The sequence below is a fragment of the Shewanella phaeophyticola genome, from assembly GCF_025398315.1.
Lineage (GTDB): Bacteria > Pseudomonadota > Gammaproteobacteria > Enterobacterales > Shewanellaceae > Shewanella > Shewanella phaeophyticola.
Genome location: NZ_JAODOQ010000001.1, coordinates 1,456,185 through 1,478,030, shown reverse-complemented (window position 1 = coordinate 1,478,030; position 21,846 = coordinate 1,456,185). Strand labels below are relative to the sequence as shown.

Sequence of the window (21,846 nt, the reverse complement as noted above, 5' to 3'; positions counted from 1 at the left end):
AAATTGTGCGTGTAAATGGAGTGTCAACAGGCTAAGTACTCCTTATTGCTTTTGTAGCTTCGGCCTTGAGTCAATAAGCTATCACGATAAGTCATAGCATCAGCGCTAGTTATATCGTGCACGCATTTGCTCTCAGCTTTGGATGTAGATTTTGATGATACGGTATCAATAAAATGGCGTATGCGTTGTTCAAGTTGCTTGATAGACAGCGGCCGAATGGCTGATTTTTGTTTTGAAATAATAAATGCGCTTAATGCTTCGTTCAGCCCAATAACAGGTTTTGCTTGCGCAACAGCTGTGGTTTCACGATGCTCAGACAGCTTAGTGTCTCTGATGGGGATGCTATGACGCTTCTGTGTGACGTTAATAATGGCATCTGTGTCATTATCAGCATCAAACTGAGCTCTGAGATTGTTAATAACCTCATCGACGTAGCGAATAAAGTCATTAATGCGTGTTTGATGGTCAATAGACTTGATGATTTTTTTGAGTATTCCGGCAACATCAATGTTACGGATGACCGCTTCTGCTCTGTCACGAGTCAGTAAGGAGACTTTTACGTCAAAGGGGAAGCCCTTGTCGCGTAAATATTTGGATAAACAAATACGTGTAAAGTATACGTTGTTGGGTGCTCGATAAAGATACATTGTCTGAGTCAATCCTTATGGAGAGCCCCTCAAACGCTAGAAAGCAAAAAAGCCATTGATTATCAATGGCTTTTTCACTTTAGAATGTGGCGGAGGGATAGGGATTTGAACCCAAGCAAACAGACACAAAATAAAATTAAAATTCATTATAATCAATAACTAATCGAAAAATCACATCTCAGATAGTGAACATTCGTAGTCGATATATGACATTTAAATATTTATCGAGTAGGTTGTCAATGTTTAACGCCTTGCACAGCGGCGAGCGTTAGCGAGTCCAGCCCAGCGTGTTTTTGCTGGGCGATGCTGATGCAACTTGTGTACGCCCAGCATGGGCATGAACTAATGAGGTGAAAGTCCTCTGTAGGAAGATCACCGTTACTCTTTCTAAAAGAGAATAACATACTGTTATTAAACGTTAACTACTAGCGAATGGCAAGGGCTTAATCGCGAGGTTTGGTCTGGAGGAAGCCGCTAGCAAATTTGCGAGCTGATGAACAAGAACATCATATGAGGCGTAGGCTAGAGGTGAGCTGGCACAAGACGACGAAACCACGTGATCTAATGGCCACCGTAAATGATGCAGCAGTGCAAAGAAAGTTCATGTTCTTATCTGGGGAGATCTGCTTAACACGCGATCGGTCATTAACCAGTAAGGCTCTGGTTTATAAGTGCCTTGGCTTTTCAACTTCATCGACTGAAAAGAGCGAACCAGATGGAAACCGATAGCGCATGACGGGGTAACTTGGCATGTGATTAAGCAGAAGTCAGCAGACGGCATAGTAGCCCAACGCCCATCGTAATGGTTGGGATATGGTGAAGGCCTGAACATTTAGAAGAAGGAGGAGTCTTGTCAAACTTGTCGATACCCACTACGTCGCCAGACGATTACTATCAGCAGCGTATTGATATGCAACCGGCCTTCAACAACGATTTATTCCAACAACTGCTCGAACCTGAAAATCTACACCGAGCTTGGCGTCAAGTTAAAGCCAATAAAGGCGCTGCGGGCATCGATGGCATGACTATCGAAGCCTTCCCGCTCTGGATGCAACAAGGCGGCTGGCAACTGTGTAAATCTCAATTAGAGCGAGGTGAATACCAACCCTCAGCGGTCAGGCGCGTAGAGATCGACAAACCCGATGGCGGTAAACGCAAATTGGGGATCCCTAACGTCATTGACCGTGTGATACAGCAAGCCATTGCTCAAATACTCACGCCACTGTTTGACCCATTCTTCTCGACCAACAGCTTTGGCTTTAGGCCGAACAGAAATGCCAAACAAGCGGTACTGCAAGTAAGGGATATCATCAAACAAAAACGCAAATTTGCCGTCGATGTTGATCTGTCTAAGTTCTTTGACCGAGTTAATCATGATCTCTTGATGACTCAACTTAGAAGCAAGGTGCAGGATAAGCGTCTGTTGGCGCTTATTGGTAAATACCTTCGAGCTGGTGTGATGGTCAATGGCCAATTTGAAGCAAGCTTTGAAGGCGTGCCTCAAGGCGGCTACTCTCGCCATTACTCTCTAACATTATGCTGGATAGTCTGGATAAAGAGCTGGAAAGCCGAGGGCATAAATTCGCCCGCTACGCGGACGACTTCATCATTTTGGTAAAGTCTATTCGAGCAGGAGAGCGGGTACTCAAGAGCATTACTCAATATCTGGCCACTAAGCTAAAACTGGCCGTTAATGAACAGAAAAGCCAAGTGGTTAAGGTAGGTCAAAGCAAGTTTCTTAGGTTTACATTTAACCGAGGAAAGATCCAGTGGCATGCTAAAACATTACGCATTTTCAAACAAAAGATGAGACGACTGACGAACCGAAATTGGGGAGTTAGTATGGGATATCAATTGTTTAAAGTGCGGCAGTACATGCAAGGCTGGATCAACTACTTTGGCATAGCCAATGCTTACCAAGGATGTGTCGATTTAGACCATTGGATCCGTCGTCGCATACGTATGTGCTACTGGCGTCAGTGGCGAAAACCACGGACTAAGGTGCAAAATTTACTTAAGCGTGGCGTCAGTAATCCAAGCCGCTGTTGCTTGTGGTATCACAAGTAAAGCCACTTGGCGTAGCTCTAAAACACCGGGGATACAGCAAGCACTGAGTAATGAGTATCTGAAGAAAGCAGGATTATATTCACTAAGAGATGGATGGATCGCAGTTCATTATCCTAACCAGAAAGTTTAGTTAGGGGTTCTAAATGAACCGCCCTGTGCGGAGCCGCATGCAGGGTGGTGTGGGGGCTGGAGGTTAGATACCTCCGGCTACCCGATTAGGGCTGATGTACAGCTATTTCTCTTTTAAATTCTTCTAAGCTCTCCGCATCAGGAGAGGCTTCATGGCCAATGTATCCCAAACCACTACCCAAGAACGATTGTAATTTTAGCAGTAACTCTGCGGCATATTTGGGATAAGCATCATCGGTAGAAACACCGTAGATTACATGACCATCAGCTAAAAAGAATACCATAGCATGCTCAGGCTTTGCCTCATTCAATGCCCTCCAATATATTCGGTAATCTATATCCCGTTCGTTGATACATTTCACAAGAGCTTCTTTAGCCGTACTAAATATAACATCGGAGCTTTCCGAATATTGAGGAAACTCATATTCATCGGCTGTCTCATCTCTTTCAGGAAGAAATTCATTTAGAAATTCCTCAACGGTTTTTTGATCACGTTTTTCAGAGATTACATATATGTCTGAGTACGATGGCATTTGGAGCCCTAACAGCTTATTGAAGGGCAAATGAAAATTAAAGTCGCCCTTTAACTTATTGATTATTCTCATCCTACATTTGCTATCTTATTGAAGTAAAGAAATTAATTGTGTCTAACAGACAAAAACAAACCGAGCTTGCGCGTAAAGTAGAATTTTGGCTCAGTACACTAAAAATTAAAGCCAATAAAATCAGTTGATTACGGTTTTTCTATTTTTAATACGATACAACTAAAGAACGATTTTAAATCGTTTTTTAGTTGTAAATCGATGTAATCCCATTATAACTGTACATAAAAACAGTGCGTACCATATAAAAGTGTCCCAGCTGATTTTATCTTTCACTCTTTTGGCTTTTTCACATGCGCAGCATGTGGCTGTTGGGGTTAAGGGGTTCCCCCCTTGCCCGTAGCTCCTATCCGACCTTTTTGGAACAAAAAGTGGGATAGGAGCGTACCGGGTTTCGCTGTAGTCCCACTTTTTAAGTGGGCTGCTTTGGCTTCGCACTCACTGAGTGCGAAACGGTTTAAATTGCATTCTTTAAGTGAACAGTTACGTGAAATGGGCGTGAAATTAACGCAAAAAATGGTGAAATTTCGATTTCTCAGCAAGATTTATTATCGATTTACGCCCGTAGGATTTGATAAGTGCTGCTGAGAAATGATGCCGCTGGTAGGTTTCATCATTTCTCAGGCTGATTATTGGTTCTTTGAGAGTAAATTTTGGCGTATAAAGTCACTCAGGATTTACTGACTATTGTCATGATTAACGCTCTACGGTTGATCTTTTCAGCAAAAATCCTCTCATATAATCCCACTTCTTATACTAGTAGAAATAAATTCAATGTGTAACTGACTTTATCCACCACTGGTTTGAGTGTTTTCACATCATATTGCTTGCCGTATCGTCCATAGGTGATGTTGTGATAAACGTGTCCAACAAGCTGTGCCACCATCGACTCTTCTGTTTGCAGTTGTTTCAGTTCATCAATAAAGGTGTGACGGAATGAATAGGCTGTAGGTCGTTTACCTGCAACAAAGTGAAGTTGGTCAAGTAATTTGCCAAACTCTCGGCAAAACTTGTGTGACCAAACGCCATCACTACTAGGTTGGTAATGAAATAACGGGTTGCTTGTTAATTGACTGCTTTTTGATGTTCGGTCAGTAATGGTTTGAACAAAATCAATAAAACCAAGCTCAATGAGTTTTTGATGTAGCGGAACGGTTCGCTTTGACTGTGCGGTCTTGAGTTGTTGGCTCACGCCTTCATTGGTGACGTGAATGACGCTGATACCATCGATTACGGTTATATCATTGCTGTGTAGCTGACAAGCCTCTGAAGGCCGTAAACCGTGATACAGCATCAATAGTGTTATCCATTTAAAGTCCGGGGGTTTATCAATAAAGTCTTGTGATTGCAGTACGTGTTTAAGTTGCTCTGGTTGCCAGCGCTGACGCGCTAAATCATGTCCAGCCTGGTTACTTGGCTTGGACAGTTTCACCTCATCAAACGGGTTAGCGCTGGTGTAGCGCATCAATTTGCACCATTTAAAGAACTGCGACACCGCTGCTAGGTAGTCTTTGTTACTTTTGTGGCTTCTGCCCTCTTCAAGTAAACAATCCTTGTATTCCATCGCCTCAGCGCTCGTTATGTCGAATACATCATCTAAGTGAGTTCTTTCAATAAAGTGGCCTATACGTTGATTAAGCTGCTTTACCGTTAACACTGAGACAGACTGCTTTTGTTTAGACGCAATAAACTTAATTAGTGCATCCGATAATGTGACGTTAGCGACTGAATTTGTTTGTTTTTTACTACTCGGGTTATTTGAGGATGCCAAGTTTGTTAGTGAGGGACAATTGTCATATGCCGCACTATTATGGGCTAATTTCGTTGGCCGAGTGGGAATAAACTGAATGATTTCCCGCACTGGCTTGGCATTTTCATCAAGCGTATCTGTTACTCCAACAAAGCCTGCACGGGTATCATTAATCAATTGATTCACCTGTGCTTTAAACGCATCTGGCTGTGATTGTGGGGTTAAGTTGTTGATTAATGCTCGTAAGATGCCCGCAACCACAAGGTTACGGCCTATTGCGATTGAGCGCTGTTTAGTGAGCAAGGATACTTTGATGTCGGCAGAGAAGCCTTTATCACGCAGATAAGCAGGCAACACCATGCGGGTATAATAGGTACAATTTGTGGCTCGAAATAGGTACATATGTCTCAGTCATCCGTTTTAGGTCTGAGAATATGATTTTTCAAATGCTAGAAAGCAAAAAAGCCATTGATTATCAATGGCTTTTTTGCTTTAGAATGTGGCGGAGGGATAGGGATTTGAACCCTAGAACGGGATAAACCGTTGCCGGTTTTCAAGACCGGTGCATTCGACCACTCTGCCATCCCTCCGAGCGGCCGAATAATATGACAATGGCGGTTTGGTGTAAAGGGTAAATTGAAAATAATCAGTTAAGTGGCGATAAAATGCTCAGCGGGTGAATAAATAGCGTGTGAATGTTGATTTATCTGCACTGTAAGGTCGATATAGTGACTCACATGGCTGTCATTTATAGGGTATTGAGAATGGTCTGCATTCTTTAAACAGGTTACCTGGTCTTCTGCTAAGCACATTATGTGATTAAACCGCTGATAACGGCGACTTTGCTTGATTTGATTGGGGTTAATGTTTACCTTTACTGCAAGTAATGTTACCGATGCCAAGGATAGCGAGATGCTTTCAGAACAAGCATTCGAAATGATAGATATAGTTGCCCGAGTGGGCAGTTTTACCGCCGCTGCGAATAAATTAAATAAAGTCCCCTCCGCGGTGAGTTATGCCGTAAAACAAATTGAAGATGACCTTGGGGTTATCTTATTTGAACGTCATCATCGTAGTGTGAGTTTGACGCCTGCGGGTGAGCACTTTGTGGCGCAGTCGCGTGAAATTATAACCAAACTCAACAATATTAAGCGTGATACTCAAAAAGTCGCCAATGGTTGGCGCCCTTCGTTGTCGATTGCCATTGATAACATGGTTCGCGCAGACAAAATCAGTGTGCTAATTGCCGACTTTTATCGACACTTTACTGATATCGAATTAATCATTCGACTTGAAGTGTATAATGGCGTGTGGGAGTCGTTGTCTACAGGCAAAAGTGATATCGCCATTGGCGCAACATCCACAATTCCGGTTGGTGGTGTGTTTAAATATAGAGATATGGGCATGATCCCTTGGCGCTTTTTGGTGAGTAAAAACCATCCTTTAGCTAAAACAGATCACTTACTTACTGATGCCGAGTTATTGCCCTACCCATCAATTTGCCTGCAAGATACTGCCAATAATATTGCCCACAGGCCTAATTGGCTACTCAATAACCAGCGGCGTATTGTGGTGCCAGATTGGATCCGCGCATTAAACTGTTTTCGTGAAGGTTTAGGTATTGGCTATATGCCTTACCATTTAGCAGATGTGTTTATTAAAGCCGGTGCATTGATTGAAAAACAATTAGCAACACCAAAACAAGACACCGCCTGCTGTTTAGTCTGGAATAGCGCCAATATGACCCCAGCAATGCAATGGGTACTGGATTATTTGGGTGATACACCAAAGCTTAAAAAAGAATGGCTGAGCTAAACGGAAGCTATTGATGATGATAAAGTTATATTAACGTTAACTTTATGGTAACGTAGCGGCATGAATCGATGTGATAAATTAATTTATATTTAATGTACATTGCTTAGGCTAGATTTAGTGTCAGAGTGAAACAATAAGTTTTCACGATGAACAAATCATTGAGTTAATCTCTGGAGACGATAATGAGTCAACAATCAGTTTTATCCCCAAGTCTATCGACTACTGAAGTCAATAAACTGTTAAAAAACACTTACATGCTGTTATCAATGACATTGGCTTTTGCTGCTGTAACGGCTGGATTGAGCATGTTATTTGAAATTGGTCGCTGGCCTTCTCTAGGCTTATCAATCGGTGGCTTAGTGTTATTGTTTGTCACATTGAAAAAAGCAGACACCGCCGCGGGTATTTTTTGGGTATTTGCCTTTACCGGTATGGAAGGTGCGTCACTGGGTTATATTCTTAACCATTATGCAGGCATGGCAAATGATTCAGGCCTTATTATGCAAGCACTTGGCTTAACATCCGTCATCTTTGTTGCGTTATCAGCTTATGCACTCACCACCAAAAAAGACTTCTCGTTTATGGGCGGGTTCTTATTTGCCGGTATGCTCGTGATGATTGGCGCATTAGTGATTAACTTATTTGTGCAAAGTTCTATCATGTTTATGGCGATGAACGCGGGTATTGCCTTATTGATGACCGGTTTTATTTTATACGACACTAGCCGTATCGTGAATGGCGGCGAAACAAACTATATTCGCGCTACCGTGTCATTATTTTTAGACTTCTTAAATTTATTTATGAGTCTTTTACATTTAATGGGTATGGGCAACGACGATTAATCGCCGATAGAGTTCACCGTTAAATTACGATAAAATGGCCTAATTTAGGGTCATTTTTTTTATCATGAGCAAATTTATCATCCAAGTAAACGGCAGTGTTTATGGCTCCAGCGCCAGTTTTCGGGCATTAGCCTTTTGCCAAAGTATACTGGCCAATGGCCATGACATCATCACCGTTTTTTTCTACCAAGATGGCGTGACTAACAGCAATGCCCTTACCTGCCCAGCCTCAGACGAAATAGACATGCATGCTAAGTGGCAAAGGTTTGCCCAGCAACATAAAGTGCCGCTCACTAATTGTGTGTCTGCTGCGCTTCGCCGTGGGGTACTGTCGCAACAAGAAGCTGTTGAAAATGGTAAAAAGCATTGGAATAGTGATGAGACCTTTACCATGGGCGGCTTAGGTGAGTTAGTCGTTGGCATAGAAAAAGCCGATCGTTTAATCAGCTTTTAAAATCGATAGGATAAATAATGAAATCTGTGGCCATTGTATTTCGCCATGCCCCCTTTGGAGCCACCAGTGGCCGTGAAGGATTAGATTTAGCCATGCTTAGCGCCAGCTTTGAGCAACAAGTCAGTCTCATTTTTACTGATGAAGCGGTATTGCACCTTCTTGGCGGACAAACCCCAGAGCAAGCTGGCGCAAAGGATTATTTATCCGCGCTAAAAGCACTGCCGTTATATGATATTGATACGGTTTTAGTGTGTAGCGATTCGATGCAGCAATTAGGGCTCAAAGCCAGCGAACTCAATATTGAGGCTGAAGTGGTAAGTGCCGATGTGATCACCAAAACACTGCAAGCGGTTGATGAGGTATTAGTATTTTGATTTTGATTTTGCATCATATTCAAACGTCAGTAACAACCGACAACGCACTCGCTACCTGTTTACGCTTTATTCACCCTAGCGACAGCATTATACTGGCTGGCGATGCTGTTAACTGTTTATTGCAAATGCCATGGCAACAACGGTTAGCCTCGGTTAACGTATTTATACTGCAAGACGACGTGCACGCACGTGGCTTACAACAGCATATAGAAACAATTGCGACGCGTATGTCGCCTGAGTTTTTTCATATTATTGATTACTCATCATTTGTTGAGCAATCGCTTAAGCATAACAAGGTCATCACTTGGTAAACTATTTTGAATTTAACGGTCAGCAAATTGAAGTTGATCATCAAGGTTATTTAAAAAATGTCGTAGATTGGCAAGAGTCGATGGCGCCAGTTATTGCGGCAACTGAAAACATTGAACTCACAGAACAACACTGGGAAGTGATTCGGTTTGTACGCAATTTTTACCTTGAATACAAAACCAGCCCAGCGATCAGAGTGTTAGTGAAAGCTATCGGCCAAAGCTTGGGCGCAGATAAAGGCAACTCTAAGTACCTTTATACCCTATTCCCGATAGAATCTGCCAAACAAGCCACTAAAATTGCAGGACTGCCCAAACCGGCTAAGTGCCTATAGGCTTACGATAACTTAATAAACAAAAAGCCCGGTTAAATAACTTAACCGGGCTTTTTTGTCGCTGTCATTACTGCGGTAAAATGTTATCTAATACGATAATCGCCACTTGGCCAAGTAACACGAATACCAACAAGATAAAAAACATTCCAATTGAAGACGACACAAATTTACTGTTATTACGCTGACCTGTAGCCACCGCTTATTATCCTCTGAAAAAATCAACAACAAGGTAGGTTTGTCTTGTTCATTGAACAAGACAAACCATTAATTCTATTAACCAATAACGCTTAAACCACCCATATACGGACGTAAGACTTCTGGTACCGTAATGGTGCCATCTTGGTTTTGATAGTTTTCAAGAACAGCAACAAGTGTACGACCTACAGCCAAACCAGAACCGTTTAGAGTGTGTAAAAGCGTAGGCTTATTGTCTGCTTTGCTACGATATCTGGCTTGCATTCTACGCGCCTGGAAATCTTTCATGTTTGAGCATGACGAAATTTCACGGTAGGTATTTTGCGCCGGTAACCACACTTCAATATCGAAGGTTTTACTTGAACCAAAGCCCATATCACCGGTACACAATACGACAGTGCGGTATGGTAAACCCAATAGCTGTAATACTTTTTCAGCATTGGCAGTAATTTCATCTAATGCTGCCATTGAGTGATCTGGATGTGCGATTTGCACTAACTCAACTTTATCAAACTGATGCTGACGAATTAATCCGCGAGTATCACGGCCGTATGAGCCAGCTTCACTTCTGAAACATGACGTTAATGCGGTCATTTTGATTGGCAGTTCACTTTCATCAACAATCATGTCGCGAACATAGTTAGTTAATGGCACTTCAGCGGTAGGGATAAGTGATAAACCTTGGCCTTCTTCAGTCGCCGGTTTGGTGTGAAATAAGTCTTCACCAAATTTAGGTAATTGACCTGTTCCTAATAAGCTGTCTTCGTTAACTAATAACGGCACGTAAGCTTCTGTGTAGCCATGTTCAGTGGTGTGAAGGTCAAGCATAAACTGACCTAATGCACGGTTTAAACGGGCAATTTGGCCACGCATAATAATGAAACGAGAGCCTGTAATTTTAACGGCACTTTTAAAGTCTAATCCGCCCAAGGCTTCGCCAAGGTCTAAATGATCTTTCACTTCAAAATCGAAGGTTTTTGGCGTACCCCATTGGCGTACTTCAACGTTTTCGCTTTCATCTTTACCCACAGGAACAGAATCATCTGGCAAGTTAGGTACGCTCATGGCGATTAAATTGATTTGTTGTAATAGCTCAGCAAGCTCAGCTTTTTTCGCATCTAACTGCGAGCCTAAATCCCCTACTTGCGCCATAATGGAACTAATGTCTTCACCGCGAGCTTTAGCTTGGCCAATCGACTTAGAAATCGCATTACGCGATGCTTGTAAGTCTTCAGTTGCAACTTGAAGCGATTTACGCTTTTCTTCAAGTGTGGTCAATTGTTCGACATCAAGAGTAAAACCACGTGTGGCTAAACGCTCGGCGGTGACTTCGAGTTCGTTACGCAAAAATTTTGGATCTAGCATGTTGTCAGTTCTTTTTAGTTAAACGCGAGAAAATACAAGTTGTTGACCTATATACACCATCAATAAACACAAGGTGACATTCAACAACACATTTAAAATAGCCTTATGCCAAAGGCCGTCCTGCATTAGCAATAAGGTTTCATTCGAGAAAGTCGAAAAAGTGGTAAGCGCGCCTAATAAACCCACACCCACCAAGGCTTTAATTTCAGGGCTAACATGACTCAGCTGCCCGAGCGCATAAACAACGCCCATTAAAAACGATCCCAATAAATTGACCATCAGTGTACCAAAAGGAAAACTGCTTCCAAATAGCTGGATCATAAATATTGACAGAAGATAGCGCAAAACAGCACCAATTGAGCCTCCAATCGCCACAAGCAGCACATTAGTCATAACGTTTGACCTCACTTTGCAAATCAAGCTCTTTAAGTTGAGCTAATTTGTCTTGAATGCGTTTCTCAAATCCACGATTAGTCGGCTGATAAAATTGGCTGTGTTGTAGAGATTCAGGAAAGTAGTTTTCGCCGGGGGCAAATGCACCAGGCTCGTTATGGGCGTAGCGGTATTCTTTGCCAAAACCAATGTCTTTCATCAGTTGGGTCGGGGCATTGCGAAGATGATTAGGTACGGGCTCATGGCCTGTTTGTTTCGCTAACTCTCGTGCGGCGCCAAATGCACTGTAAACGGCATTACTTTTAGGTGCGCTTGCTAAATACAGTATGGCTTGAGCAATGGCGCGTTCACCTTCTGCCAGGCCAATGCGGTGATAACATTCCCAGGCATTAAGTGCCACTGTCATGGCTACCGGGTCAGCATTACCGATGTCTTCTGAGGCAATCGCCAATAAACGTCTGGCAACATAGAGTGCATCACCGCCGCCTTCTAAAAATCCGGCAAAACCAATAAAGTGCGGCATCGGGCGCGGAGCCTCTAACTGATTTATGCACCGCAGAGATTAGATCATAAAACTGATCACCATTTTTGTCGTAACCTGCCGCTTGATGGCCTGCAACTTGAGTCAGCATATCAGTAGTAAATTCGCCGCCGTCGCTCACTAAATCACTCATAAGCTCAAGTAGGTTTAGCGCTTTACGGGCATCGCCTTCACTAATGTCGGCGAGTTGCTGAGTAACTTGGGCAGGCAGGGTTAACTTACGTTTACCTAAGCCGCGCTCAACATCATTAAGTGCCTGAGTGACAATTAAATGAATCTCATCAGACGTTAAGCGGTTTATCAGGTAAACCCGCGCACGTGACAATAGCGCATTGTTGATTTCAAATGAGGGATTTTCGGTTGTCGCACCAATAAAGATAACCGTACCATCTTCAATAAAGGGTAAAAAAGCATCTTGCTGGCTTTTGTTAAAACGGTGCACTTCATCGACAAATAATAAAGTGCGTTGGCCACGACTTTGAGCAATGGCTTTAGCTTGCTCAATGGCGGCGCGAATGTCTTTTACACCCGAGGTAACCGCAGAAATACGTTCAACATGGGCGTTAGCATAGTGCGCAATGAGTTCTGCTAAGGTGGTTTTACCGGTACCTGGTGCGCCTCACAATAACATGGAGTGAGCCCGATTAGCCTCTAGCGCTTTACGCAGCGGTTGGCCTTCGCCAAGCAAATGTGCCTGGCCAATGTATTCACTTATCTCCCTTGGGCGCATACGCGCAGCCAAAGGACGAAAATCTGGAGCAAAATCAAAACCTAAATTAGCCATGCCACTACTTAGTTTGCTTGTTTTAAACGTTGGTCATCAATATCAACGTTGTCAGGGATGGCAAATTTGAACAAGTCACTTTCTGCAGGTAATACTGCGCGCTGAGCTGACAGTTGAAATTGGCTTAGGTTACCCTGTTCATCCGTTAAGTTAAATTGGGTGAGTTTGCTGTCGTTAAAGCACACGCTCACGGCAACGACACTGCTGTTTAACTGTTTAGGCTGAATATCAAAACAATTTGATTGCGCTTTGTTTTGACGCTTCATTACGGAGTATTTGTTCCATGTTTCATCGTCGCGGTGTACCAATAATGCCATTGGCGATGCATCAACCGCTTGTGATACATCCATGACGGTAACTTCTTCTGCAAACGGGTTAAATACCCATAAATTGGTGCCATCAGCCACAATGAGCGACTCATCGGGTTCGGTTAAGTGCCAATAAAATTGATTTGGATAAGCCAAAGCAAACACACCATTACCACTTTGAATAGGCTTTTTATTGATGTCGGTCACTTGTTGAGTAAAGGTGGCATGTAAATTATCAATTTTAGCTAACTTTGCGCGTAATTCAGTGGCATCGTCTGCATATGCAGCAGCTGACAACATACTGGTTGATAATAGTAAGCCTAATACTGTAATACGTTTTTTCATCATTATTCCTATTGGCTTCTTGGTGGTGGCGGAGCCAACACTTCACGGTTACCGTTGTGGCCTTGTGCACTGACAATACCTTGACCTTCCATCATTTCAATAATGCGGGCGGCGCGGTTATAACCAATTTTAAATTTGCGTTGTACGCTTGAAATAGAGCCTCGGCGGGTTTCTGTTACAAACGCCACAGCATCATCATAAAGCGCGTCATATTCTTCTTCGGTATCTGAGGTTTCACCCGGCAGCAATACTTGCTCACCTTCTGACACCCCATTTAAAATTTCATCAATATATTGTGGTTGACCACGTTCGCACCAATCTGCCACAACTTTGTGGACTTCATGGTCGTCAATAAATGCGCCGTGCACCCGGTTAGGAACACTAGTGCCAGGCGGCAAGTACAACATGTCACCCATGCCTAATAAGGTCTCTGCGCCTTGTTGATCGAGAATGGTGCGAGAGTCGATACGTGACGACACCTGGAACGCAATACGGGTCGGGATGTTGGCTTTAATCAAGCCGGTGATCACATCCACCGATGGTCGTTGCGTGGCTAAAATTAAGTGAATGCCTGCGGCACGTGCTTTTTGAGCAATACGGGCAATAAGCTCTTCAACCTTTTTACCGACAATCATGATCATGTCTGCAAACTCATCAACCACTACCACTATTGATGGCAGCTTTTCTAATGGCGGCGCTTCATCTAGCATGCTTTCAGATGACTTCCATAATGGGTCGGGTATGTATTCCCCTTTCGCCGCCGCTTCTTTAATTTTGTAGTTGTACCCTTTTAAATTACGTACACCTAATGCCGACATTAATTTGTAACGACGTTCCATTTCGCCAACACACCAGCGCAGTGCATTAGCAGCTTCTTTCATGTCAGTGACGACTTCACACAATAAGTGCGGAATACCTTCATACACCGACAGCTCAAGCATTTTAGGGTCTATCATAATAAAGCGCACATCATCAGGATCAGACTTATATAGCAAGCTGGTGATCATCGCGTTAACCCCGACAGACTTACCTGAACCTGTTGTACCTGCCACTAATAAATGCGGCATTTTGCCCAAATCAACCACAACTGGTTCACCAGCAATGTCCTGACCTAGCACCATAGACAAAGTCGATTTACTGTCATTAAACGCGGCGCTGTCTAACACATCGCGCATAAACACGGTTTCGCGGAACTTATTCGGTAATTCAATACCAACATAAGCTTTACCTGGAATAACTTCGACAACTCGCACATTTTCAGCTAACAATGAACGGGCTAAATCTTTTGCAAGATTGGTGATTTTTGATGCTTTAACTCCAGGGCCAGTTCAAGCTCAAAACGGGTAATGACAGGCTCTGGGAATACGCCAACCACATTGGCAATGATATTAAAATCGGCCAACTTGGTTTCAACCAGCCTTGCAACTTGGTCGAGCTCTTCTTCGCTTATCGGGTTTTTCTTACGATCGGGTACATCAAGCAAAGTGATGCTGGGTAATGGATCCATTTGACGCTTTTCTTGTGGTGCTTGGCCATCAATCACCACTAAACCGTCTACAATTTTGGCTTCTTTCTTGGGTTGTTGCTGTGCAACCAGTGCCCCGCTTGAATGGGGCTTTTCAAATGCGCCAGCAAATGGGTCTGCTGCCCCATCATCAATTTCACGGTCAATGTCGCTTTCATCATTGGTATTAAAGCTGATGTCATCGTCATCATCTTTGCTCGCTACCCAAGGCGCGAATGCCGGCTCGTCGTCTTCAAGTTTAATAGACGGCTCTTGGCGATCATCTGTATCGACTTCATCATCAATATCGCAAGGTTCAAACACATCAACCACTTTCGGTTTACGGCTAAAGAAGCGGCGCTTTTTCTCTGCCACAGGTGCAATATCGTCATCTTCAGAATCGGCTTGCTTTGCAAGTTTTTCATGGCTATCTAATGGTGTATGTTCGTCTAATTCATCGCGGCGCTGTTTAAATTTGTCGACCAAAGACATAAAGCCTTTGGTGTCTTCTGTTTCACGCTCACGCTTAAATAAGCTGGGTAAATTCCACACCCGTTTAACGCACCAAATGGCGCCAAAGCCTGTGAGTTCAATAATGGTAAGCCAGCTAATGCCTGTCGCTAAGGTAAACCCTGCACAAATAAAGCACATCAACAGTAATGTGGTGCCTAGGGTATTAAAATAAGGCAGCATGGCTTGGCCGATAACATCTCCGGCAACACCACCGGCTGAAAACACAAACATATTGTCAGCATTCATACTGACCAATGCAGCAAGAGCCAAAAGCATTAACATAAAGCCAATAATACGCAAACCGACTGAAAAATAGTCGATTTCAAAAATACGATGGGCACGATTGAAAATAAACCAACCGGTTGTAGCAATAATCACTGGGATTAAAAACGCGATAAAACCAAAAAAATAAAACAGCACATCTGCAGTCCAGGCGCCTACAGCGCCTGTCCAGTTATGGATTTCACCTTGAAAATGCGACTGACTCCACCCCGGATCATTAGGGTTAAAACTCGACAGCGCCAATAGAATGTAGGTTGCAACCATGCAACAAAGAATTAAACCACCTTCAAGCAAGCGTTGTAAGCCGCTGAGTGTTTTTAGACTATTTTCCTGAGTCAAACGAAAACATCCATAAAAGAGTGAAAAATAAGGGTTAAGATAACAGAATATCATTGTATTTGCAGTGATTATGCACCTTGATTTGCTGAAGCTCAATGGATTGTGACAGCGAATTAATCCAGCCCATCAAAAGTGATATTGTTAACGATAAAACTGAGGGATTTTCCGGTAAATTAATCACTGATGAAACAACAAAACCACCTCAATTAGCAACCCTGTTTTTCATCGTGATATGGCAAAAAAAATGGAATAAACAGGTAAAACCACTTAATCATTAAGATAGGGTTATCCTAAGTTATACAGCGCCACTTTATTCGTTTGCTTTACTTCTTCCATCACCACATAGGTGCGAGTATCTGACACTGAAGGTAATTTCAGCAAGGTTTCACCTAATAATCGACGATAAGCAGACATATCTGACACTCTAGTCTTCAATAAGTAGTCGAAATCACCAGAGACCAGATGACATTCCTGAATATCATCTAGCAGCTGCACAGCACGATTAAAGCGATCGAAAATGTCTGGAGTGTCCCTATTTAAGGTTATTTCAACGAAAACCAGCAAGGATGCCCCTAAAAAGTGCGGGTTAACCAGTGCGGTATAGCCATTAATAAACCCTTGTTTTTCAAGTCTTTTAACTCTTTCTAGACAAGGTGTCGGGCTTAAACCCACTCTTTTTGACAGTTCAACATTCGAAATCCTGCCGTCAATTTGCAGTTCATGAAGAATATTACGATCAATGCGGTCTAAATCTTTAATTGAGAAGCTTTTGCTATTTGCCATATATTTAACCTTGTTTTGTCCTTAAAACAATATTTAAACCTTTATAAGGAGGATCTTTAGCAGCATAATCTGCCTAACCGGCACTATACTAGAGTTCCCTGAAATAAGCACGTTCAGGTCACAATTAATAACAACTATACCCACTTAAAGTGGGTTTTTTATAAATCGAGGCTTTAAGATGATTATTGGTGTACCTACAGAAATCAAAAACCACGAATACCGTGTAGGCATGGTACCGTCAAGCGTGCGCGAATTGACCATTAAAGGTCATGACGTTTATGTTCAAGCTGACGCAGGCGTGGGGATCGGTTTTACCGATCAAGATTATATTGATGCTGGCGCTTCGATTTTAGCTACTGCGGCTGACGTATTTGCCAAAGCTGAAATGATTGTGAAAGTAAAAGAGCCATTAGCTGTTGAGCGTGCAATGCTACGCGAAGATCAAATCCTATTTACTTATTTACACCTTGCACCCGATTTAGCGCAAACCAATGACTTAATTGCCAGTGGTGCGGTGTGTATCGCTTACGAAACCGTAACCGATGACCGTGGTGGTTTACCACTGCTTGCGCCTATGTCTGAAGTGGCTGGCCGTATGTCTATTCAAGCGGGTGCACGTGCACTTGAAAAATCACTTGGTGGACGCGGTATGTTATTAGGCGGCGTGCCAGGGGTTGAACCTGCTAAAGTAGTTATTATTGGCGGTGGCATGGTAGGTAGCAACGCAGCTCAAATGGCTGTGGGTATGGGTGCAGATGTGGTTGTGTTAGACCGCAGTATCGATGCTTTACGTCGTTTAAACGTGCAATTTGGTTCTGCTGTTAAAGCTATTTATTCAACTGCGGATGCTATTGAACGCCACGTGCTTGAAGCTGATCTCGTGATTGGTGGTGTATTAGTGCCAGGTGCTGCAGCGCCAAAATTAATCACCAAAGAATTAGTTAAGCGCATGAAACCAGGCAGTGCCATTGTTGACGTTGCTATCGACCAAGGCGGTTGTGTTGAAACCTCATACGCGACGACTCACCAAGAGCCAACATATATTGTTGATGATGTAGTACATTATTGTGTTGCTAACATGCCAGGTGCTGTTGCACGTACTTCGACATTTGCATTAAACAATGCAACGCTTCCTTACATCATCAAGTTAGCTAACCAAGGTTACAAACAAGCATTATTAAATGACAAACATTTATTGAATGGCTTAAACGTTATCCATGGAAAACTGGTTTGTAAAGAAGTGGCTGAAGCATTAAGCCTTGAGTTTACAGAACCAAAGAGCATGCTTAACTAATCTCACTCGAGATATACTGAGCAACGATTATTTTTAATAAAAATGCCGCATTAAATGCGGCATTTTTCTGTATCAACATAATAGGGTTAATTTAGTTTTGCTTGTTTGGCTAGTAGCTCAAAAAAAGCGGCTTCTGGCATAGGTTTATAAAAATAGTATCCTTGCACAGCCTCAATGTCTTGTTGTTTAATAAAGTCCAGTTCATTCTTGGTTTCAACCCCTTCAGCCACAATCGATAAATCCAAAGCCCTACTCATACTGACAATCGCTTCAATGAGTGCTTCATGTCGAGCACCCATCGAAATTTTTTGGATAAAGGATTTATCAATTTTTACCTGATCGACAGGAAAATTAGCTAAATAAGACAGTGACGAATAACCGGTACCAAAATCATCTACAGAAATCTGCATACCACGTCGACGAAGTTCAATAAGCAACAGACTAACGCTGTCTTGTTGTTTCATCATTAATGATTCGGTGATTTCAAGCGTCAACAGGTGATAAGGTAATTGATCCTGCCCATATTCAACTTGTTTGTTGTCGAAGTAAGTTAAAAATCGTCGTTGTAAATCATCAGTCCAAAACTCAATGGTCGACACATTAATGGCCAGCGGCACAGCGAGCTTTTTGCTTTGTAATTGCTTTAATGCAGTTAAGGCTTCGGTTCTAACCCATTCACCGATATGTACAATAAAACCTGACTCTTCTGCAATCGGGATAAACTCATCAGGTGAGATAAATTGGCCGTTATATTGCCAACGTAATAACACTTCCGCTTTAACGATTTTGCCCGTATTAGGGTTAACAATCGGTTGGTAGTACAAGGCAAATTCATTAGCACTAATCGCTGACTTTAATCGTAAATGTATTTCTGCATTTCGCTCTGCATCTTTTTGAATTTGCTGATTAAAAAATTGAAAACCATCACGACCTCGTGATTTTGCATTATACATCGCTTGAGTGGCACAATTGAGTATCTGCTCCACTTTATTAGCATCTTCGGGGTAACGCGCAATACCAGCACTAACGGTTAATTTAAGATGCTGCCCGCCAACCGAAAAAGGGTTGTCGAGTACCGCTGTGACTTCATTAACCATATCGACTAATGATTCTGTAGTCATTTTACCCGGCAACACTAATGCAAACTCATCGGCGGCAATGCGCGACAGCAACACATTTTCAGGAATTGCACTGACTAACCGTTTAGCAATTAACTTTAAGACTAGATCACCTTTGTCATGACCTAATGTGTCGTTAATTTGCTTAAAGTGGTCAATGTCGATCAAAATCAAATTAAAGGCTTGCTCGCCTTCATGATGAAAGTCGTTTGACTCAACCATAACTTGCAGGCTTTGAAACAAATATTTACGGTTGGCTAAGCCGGTCAGCTGATCATAATTAGTTTGAAAATGAATCGTTTGTTCAGCATTTTTTCTAGAAGAAATATCATTGATAAGCCAAGCAAAGCAATTTTGCTGGGTAAATGAGTCGCGAATAACCGCAACGGTTAACGAGATATCAATAATGTCATTGTCGGTCCGTAAGCCTTTAAGCTCGCCATGCCAAGCGTGACCACGAGATAAATGCTCAAATAAGTCATCGACAAGCTCTTTGGGAGAATGACTTAAAAAACGCTGCACATCAAATAACTTAAGGTTGGCATAGTAAGTGGAAGTTAACGATTTAAACACCGGGTTTGCAGAAAGCACCGAGTTGTCTTCACTGGTAATAACGAGCGCCAAAGGTAGACTGTTAAAAATTTTACTGCTTAATCGTTGAACGTGCATACCCCGGCTACGTTCAATGGCCAGACTTGCTAAACGAGCGGCTTCTTGAATAAGGATTAAATCTTGCTCTGTGGGTGCTTTTTGGGTGTCATAATACATTCCAAAAGTGCCAAGCACTTTACCTTCACTGTCTTTAATCGGCTCAGACCAGCACGCTTTTAAACCACACCCAATAAGGATATCTTTATATTGCAGCCAATTAGGATGGGTATCCATGTCCTCGACTATCACACGTTCGCCTAAAAAAGCTGCTGCACCACATGAACCAACTTCAGTAGCCGATTTCAACGCCGTTAATAGCTTTGTTATAGGCGTCAGGTAAATTGGGCGCAGCACCAGACAACAAACGTTTGCCATCTTCACTGAGCAACAGTATTGATGCTTTTGTGCCAATTTTTTGCGCTTCAATCAGTAATACCAATGCATGAAGCATTTCACCTAATGGGCATCCCTCTAAAACCATATTCAAGATAGTGCTATACCGCTCTAAACTTGACTCATGGTAGCTTTCTGGCAATGTTTTCGGGTCAACGTTATTGATATTGGGTCCTATGTCCATATTGCCTCGTAATTGTAGAAAAGACTTACAATTCGACTCACGAATATGTAAACAACATTATGCATTTATAGTACTTTTATCAATGCATAATTGATTTTATATAATATAAAAATCTAAAAATAGTGTTCATTTCAATGCAGATACAAAAACAGCGCTAAATAGCGCTGTTAATCAATCGTTAACTATAGGTTGCGTTAAGCTATTCAGCAATCCGCTCCATTTTGGCAAGGTAAAAACCGTCAAATCCACGTTCAGCAACTAAAATATTTTCATCTTCTAATAAAGTAAACTGCGGGTTTTCAGCTAAAAAAGCGTCCACTTGCTGACGGTTTTCTTCTGGCATAATTGAACACGTTGCGTAAATGAGCATACCGCCCACTTTGACCATACGACTGTAGCTTTGCAAAATCTGCTTTTGCAAATCAATCAATACAGGTAAGCGCTCTGGTGTATCACGCCATTTTGAATCTGGATTACGCTTTAACACCCCAAGCCCTGAGCACGGTACGTCGAGTAATACTCGGTCGGCACTGAGCTTTAAACGTTTAATGGTTTTAGAACTGGCAATAATACGGGTTTCAACATTATGTGCACCAGCACGTTTTGCACGCGCTTTTAAATTGTCGAGTTTCCATTGCTCAACATCCATGGCCAGTAAACGCCCTTTACCTTGCATTTGCGCTGCAATATGCAGCGTTTTACCACCCGCACCGGCGCAAGCATCAACCACACGCATGCCAGGTTTTGCACCGACTGCGTCAGCCACTAATTGCGAGCCTGCATCTTGTTGCTCAAACCAACCATCTTTAAACGCATCAGTACGAAATAATGCAGAATCGGAGGTCACCTCAACAGCAGAGGCAACATCTGGTAATGCCACCGCTGTAACGCCCTCTTTTTGCAAACGTGCAATCAGTTTTTCACGATCGCACTTAAGCTCATTTACACGTAAATACCGTTTAGGTTGTTCAGCTAATGCGGCGCGCTCTGCCGGCCACTTATCGCCTAATTGGGCTTGACCTAATTCGTTTAGCCATTCTGGGCAACCATCCCACAACACAGGATCGGCTTTGGCTTTTTCAAGGTTGGCATCAAATGATGCTTGTTCGATTTGCAACGAATACTGCATTTTAGGTAAATCGAGGCCATGAAATACATGCCAACCATTAAGCAGTTTTGACCCTTGACGCTCAAACTCATCTGGGGTGATATCGACTAAAAAACAATACAGGTTAAGTCGACGTAAGATATCGCCAGTCACTTGGGTAATCCGCGCTTGCTCTGATGGATTAAGCGATAAACCAGAAAAGTGCTCTGAATAAGCTCGGTCTAATGGTTTTCCTCGGGTTAACACCATCGTCAGTACGTTTAATACTAATTCAGATGAACTGCCAGACAGCGAGTAAGTTAACATGGGCTCTCTCATAAAATGACAATCAGTGTAAAAACGTGCCGATCATAGGGATTAAGGCCTCTGATAGCAAGAAAAAGCGACCCGAAGGTCGCTTAGTGTGTATGACTGTGAAAGTGA

At 42.6% G+C, this 21,846-nt stretch carries 16 protein-coding genes, 1 tRNA gene and 4 pseudogenes; 8 read left to right on the top strand and 13 right to left on the bottom strand.

Going from position 1 to position 21,846, the window contains the following annotated elements; translation table 11 throughout:
* Positions 1-23 precede the first annotated feature (23 nt).
* A complete protein-coding gene (locus tag N4T56_RS06985; protein WP_261732706.1) occupies positions 24-647 on the bottom strand; it encodes a hypothetical protein in 624 nt (207 codons plus the stop codon).
* 850 nt (positions 648-1,497) lie between these two features.
* On the opposite strand from N4T56_RS06985, the pseudogene ltrA reads away from it, so the two are divergent.
* A pseudogene (gene ltrA / locus N4T56_RS22405) lies at positions 1,498-2,844 on the top strand (group II intron reverse transcriptase/maturase).
* Between the two features lie 85 nt (positions 2,845-2,929).
* Here the strand turns inward: ltrA and N4T56_RS06965 are convergent.
* The 3 genes from N4T56_RS06965 to N4T56_RS06955 form a co-directional block, all read right to left on the bottom strand.
* Positions 2,930-3,376: a hypothetical protein gene (locus tag N4T56_RS06965; RefSeq protein ID WP_261732417.1), complete on the bottom strand. Its 447-nt coding sequence runs from the start codon at positions 3,374-3,376 to the stop codon at positions 2,930-2,932.
* A gap of 820 nt (positions 3,377-4,196) precedes the next feature.
* The gene (locus N4T56_RS06960) at positions 4,197-5,597 is read right to left on the bottom strand and encodes a site-specific integrase (RefSeq protein ID WP_261732704.1); all 1,401 of its coding nucleotides are present in this window, start codon (positions 5,595-5,597) and stop codon (positions 4,197-4,199) included.
* A gap of 98 nt (positions 5,598-5,695) precedes the next feature.
* A tRNA-Ser gene (locus N4T56_RS06955) sits at positions 5,696-5,785 on the bottom strand.
* Positions 5,786-6,107: 322 nt separating this feature from the next.
* Between N4T56_RS06955 and punR the strand changes: the two genes are divergently transcribed.
* The 6 genes from punR (at position 6,108) to N4T56_RS06925 (ending at position 9,323) form a co-directional block, all read left to right on the top strand.
* A complete protein-coding gene (punR, locus tag N4T56_RS06950) occupies positions 6,108-7,010 on the top strand; it encodes a DNA-binding transcriptional activator PunR (protein WP_261732703.1) in 903 nt (300 codons plus the stop codon).
* 182 nt (positions 7,011-7,192) lie between these two features.
* On the top strand, positions 7,193-7,852 hold the full coding sequence (locus tag N4T56_RS06945) for a Bax inhibitor-1/YccA family protein (protein WP_261732702.1): 660 nt from the start codon (positions 7,193-7,195) through the stop codon (positions 7,850-7,852).
* A gap of 64 nt (positions 7,853-7,916) precedes the next feature.
* A complete protein-coding gene (gene tusD / locus N4T56_RS06940) occupies positions 7,917-8,306 on the top strand; it encodes a sulfurtransferase complex subunit TusD (protein ID WP_261732701.1) in 390 nt (129 codons plus the stop codon).
* A 17-nt stretch (positions 8,307-8,323) separates the two neighbouring features.
* A complete protein-coding gene (gene tusC, locus N4T56_RS06935) occupies positions 8,324-8,680 on the top strand; it encodes a sulfurtransferase complex subunit TusC (protein WP_261732700.1) in 357 nt (118 codons plus the stop codon).
* Positions 8,677-8,991 carry a sulfurtransferase complex subunit TusB gene (gene tusB, locus N4T56_RS06930; RefSeq protein WP_261732699.1) on the top strand — a complete coding sequence of 105 codons (315 nt, stop codon included), beginning with the start codon at positions 8,677-8,679 and terminating at the stop codon, positions 8,989-8,991. Before tusC ends, tusB begins: the two co-directional genes overlap by 4 nt.
* Positions 8,985-9,323 (top strand): TusE/DsrC/DsvC family sulfur relay protein, encoded by a 339-nt coding sequence (locus tag N4T56_RS06925; RefSeq protein ID WP_261732698.1) that lies wholly within the window; start codon positions 8,985-8,987, stop codon positions 9,321-9,323. Before tusB ends, N4T56_RS06925 begins: the two co-directional genes overlap by 7 nt.
* 67 nt (positions 9,324-9,390) lie before the next feature.
* Here N4T56_RS06925 and N4T56_RS06920 read toward each other — a convergent pair whose 3' ends face one another.
* The 7 genes and pseudogenes from N4T56_RS06920 to lrp all read right to left on the bottom strand — a co-directional run bounded on the left by N4T56_RS06920 (position 9,391) and on the right by lrp (position 16,675).
* Complete coding sequence (locus tag N4T56_RS06920; RefSeq protein WP_261732697.1) at positions 9,391-9,519, bottom strand: hypothetical protein; 129 nt, start codon at positions 9,517-9,519, stop codon at positions 9,391-9,393.
* A 77-nt stretch (positions 9,520-9,596) separates the two neighbouring features.
* A complete protein-coding gene (gene serS / locus N4T56_RS06915; RefSeq protein ID WP_261732696.1) occupies positions 9,597-10,883 on the bottom strand; it encodes a serine--tRNA ligase in 1,287 nt (428 codons plus the stop codon).
* An 18-nt stretch (positions 10,884-10,901) separates the two neighbouring features.
* Complete coding sequence (gene crcB / locus N4T56_RS06910; protein WP_261732695.1) at positions 10,902-11,276, bottom strand: fluoride efflux transporter CrcB; 375 nt, start codon at positions 11,274-11,276, stop codon at positions 10,902-10,904.
* A pseudogene (locus tag N4T56_RS06905) lies at positions 11,269-12,601 on the bottom strand (replication-associated recombination protein A). Before N4T56_RS06905 ends, crcB begins: the two are co-directional and overlap by 8 nt.
* Before the next feature lie 8 nt (positions 12,602-12,609).
* Entirely contained in the window at positions 12,610-13,254 is a 645-nt protein-coding gene (gene lolA, locus N4T56_RS06900) for an outer membrane lipoprotein chaperone LolA (protein ID WP_261732694.1), read from the bottom strand.
* Between the two features lie 8 nt (positions 13,255-13,262).
* A pseudogene (locus N4T56_RS06895) lies at positions 13,263-15,892 on the bottom strand (DNA translocase FtsK 4TM domain-containing protein).
* Between the two features lie 285 nt (positions 15,893-16,177).
* Complete coding sequence (gene lrp, locus N4T56_RS06890; RefSeq protein WP_238104091.1) at positions 16,178-16,675, bottom strand: leucine-responsive transcriptional regulator Lrp; 498 nt, start codon at positions 16,673-16,675, stop codon at positions 16,178-16,180.
* Between the two features lie 178 nt (positions 16,676-16,853).
* On the opposite strand from lrp, the gene ald reads away from it, so the two are divergent.
* On the top strand, positions 16,854-17,969 hold the full coding sequence (gene ald, locus N4T56_RS06885) for an alanine dehydrogenase (protein WP_261732693.1): 1,116 nt from the start codon (positions 16,854-16,856) through the stop codon (positions 17,967-17,969).
* 86 nt (positions 17,970-18,055) lie between these two features.
* On the opposite strand, the pseudogene N4T56_RS06880 reads toward ald, so the two are convergent.
* Together N4T56_RS06880 and N4T56_RS06875 are read right to left on the bottom strand one after the other, a co-directional pair.
* Positions 18,056-20,315, bottom strand: a pseudogene (locus N4T56_RS06880) (bifunctional diguanylate cyclase/phosphodiesterase).
* A 199-nt stretch (positions 20,316-20,514) separates the two neighbouring features.
* Positions 20,515-21,729 carry an RsmB/NOP family class I SAM-dependent RNA methyltransferase gene (locus tag N4T56_RS06875; protein WP_261732692.1) on the bottom strand — a complete coding sequence of 405 codons (1,215 nt, stop codon included), beginning with the start codon at positions 21,727-21,729 and terminating at the stop codon, positions 20,515-20,517.
* Positions 21,730-21,846 lie beyond the last annotated feature (117 nt).

What these genes read in the sequence shown, in the direction of transcription:
- N4T56_RS06985 (WP_261732706.1), bottom strand. Translation starts at nt 647, where the DNA reads ATGTATCTTTATCGAGCACCCAACAACGTATACTTTACACGTATTTGT.
- N4T56_RS06965 (WP_261732417.1), bottom strand. Translation starts at nt 3,376, where the DNA reads ATGCCATCGTACTCAGACATATATGTAATCTCTGAAAAACGTGATCAA.
- N4T56_RS06960 (WP_261732704.1), bottom strand. Translation starts at nt 5,597, where the DNA reads ATGTACCTATTTCGAGCCACAAATTGTACCTATTATACCCGCATGGTG.
- punR (WP_261732703.1), top strand. Translation starts at nt 6,108, where the DNA reads ATGCTTTCAGAACAAGCATTCGAAATGATAGATATAGTTGCCCGAGTG.
- N4T56_RS06945 (WP_261732702.1), top strand. Translation starts at nt 7,193, where the DNA reads ATGAGTCAACAATCAGTTTTATCCCCAAGTCTATCGACTACTGAAGTC.
- tusD (WP_261732701.1), top strand. Translation starts at nt 7,917, where the DNA reads ATGAGCAAATTTATCATCCAAGTAAACGGCAGTGTTTATGGCTCCAGC.
- tusC (WP_261732700.1), top strand. Translation starts at nt 8,324, where the DNA reads ATGAAATCTGTGGCCATTGTATTTCGCCATGCCCCCTTTGGAGCCACC.
- serS (WP_261732696.1), bottom strand. Translation starts at nt 10,883, where the DNA reads ATGCTAGATCCAAAATTTTTGCGTAACGAACTCGAAGTCACCGCCGAG.
- crcB (WP_261732695.1), bottom strand. Translation starts at nt 11,276, where the DNA reads ATGACTAATGTGCTGCTTGTGGCGATTGGAGGCTCAATTGGTGCTGTT.
- lolA (WP_261732694.1), bottom strand. Translation starts at nt 13,254, where the DNA reads ATGAAAAAACGTATTACAGTATTAGGCTTACTATTATCAACCAGTATG.
- lrp (WP_238104091.1), bottom strand. Translation starts at nt 16,675, where the DNA reads ATGGCAAATAGCAAAAGCTTCTCAATTAAAGATTTAGACCGCATTGAT.
- ald (WP_261732693.1), top strand. Translation starts at nt 16,854, where the DNA reads ATGATTATTGGTGTACCTACAGAAATCAAAAACCACGAATACCGTGTA.
- N4T56_RS06875 (WP_261732692.1), bottom strand. Translation starts at nt 21,729, where the DNA reads ATGTTAACTTACTCGCTGTCTGGCAGTTCATCTGAATTAGTATTAAAC.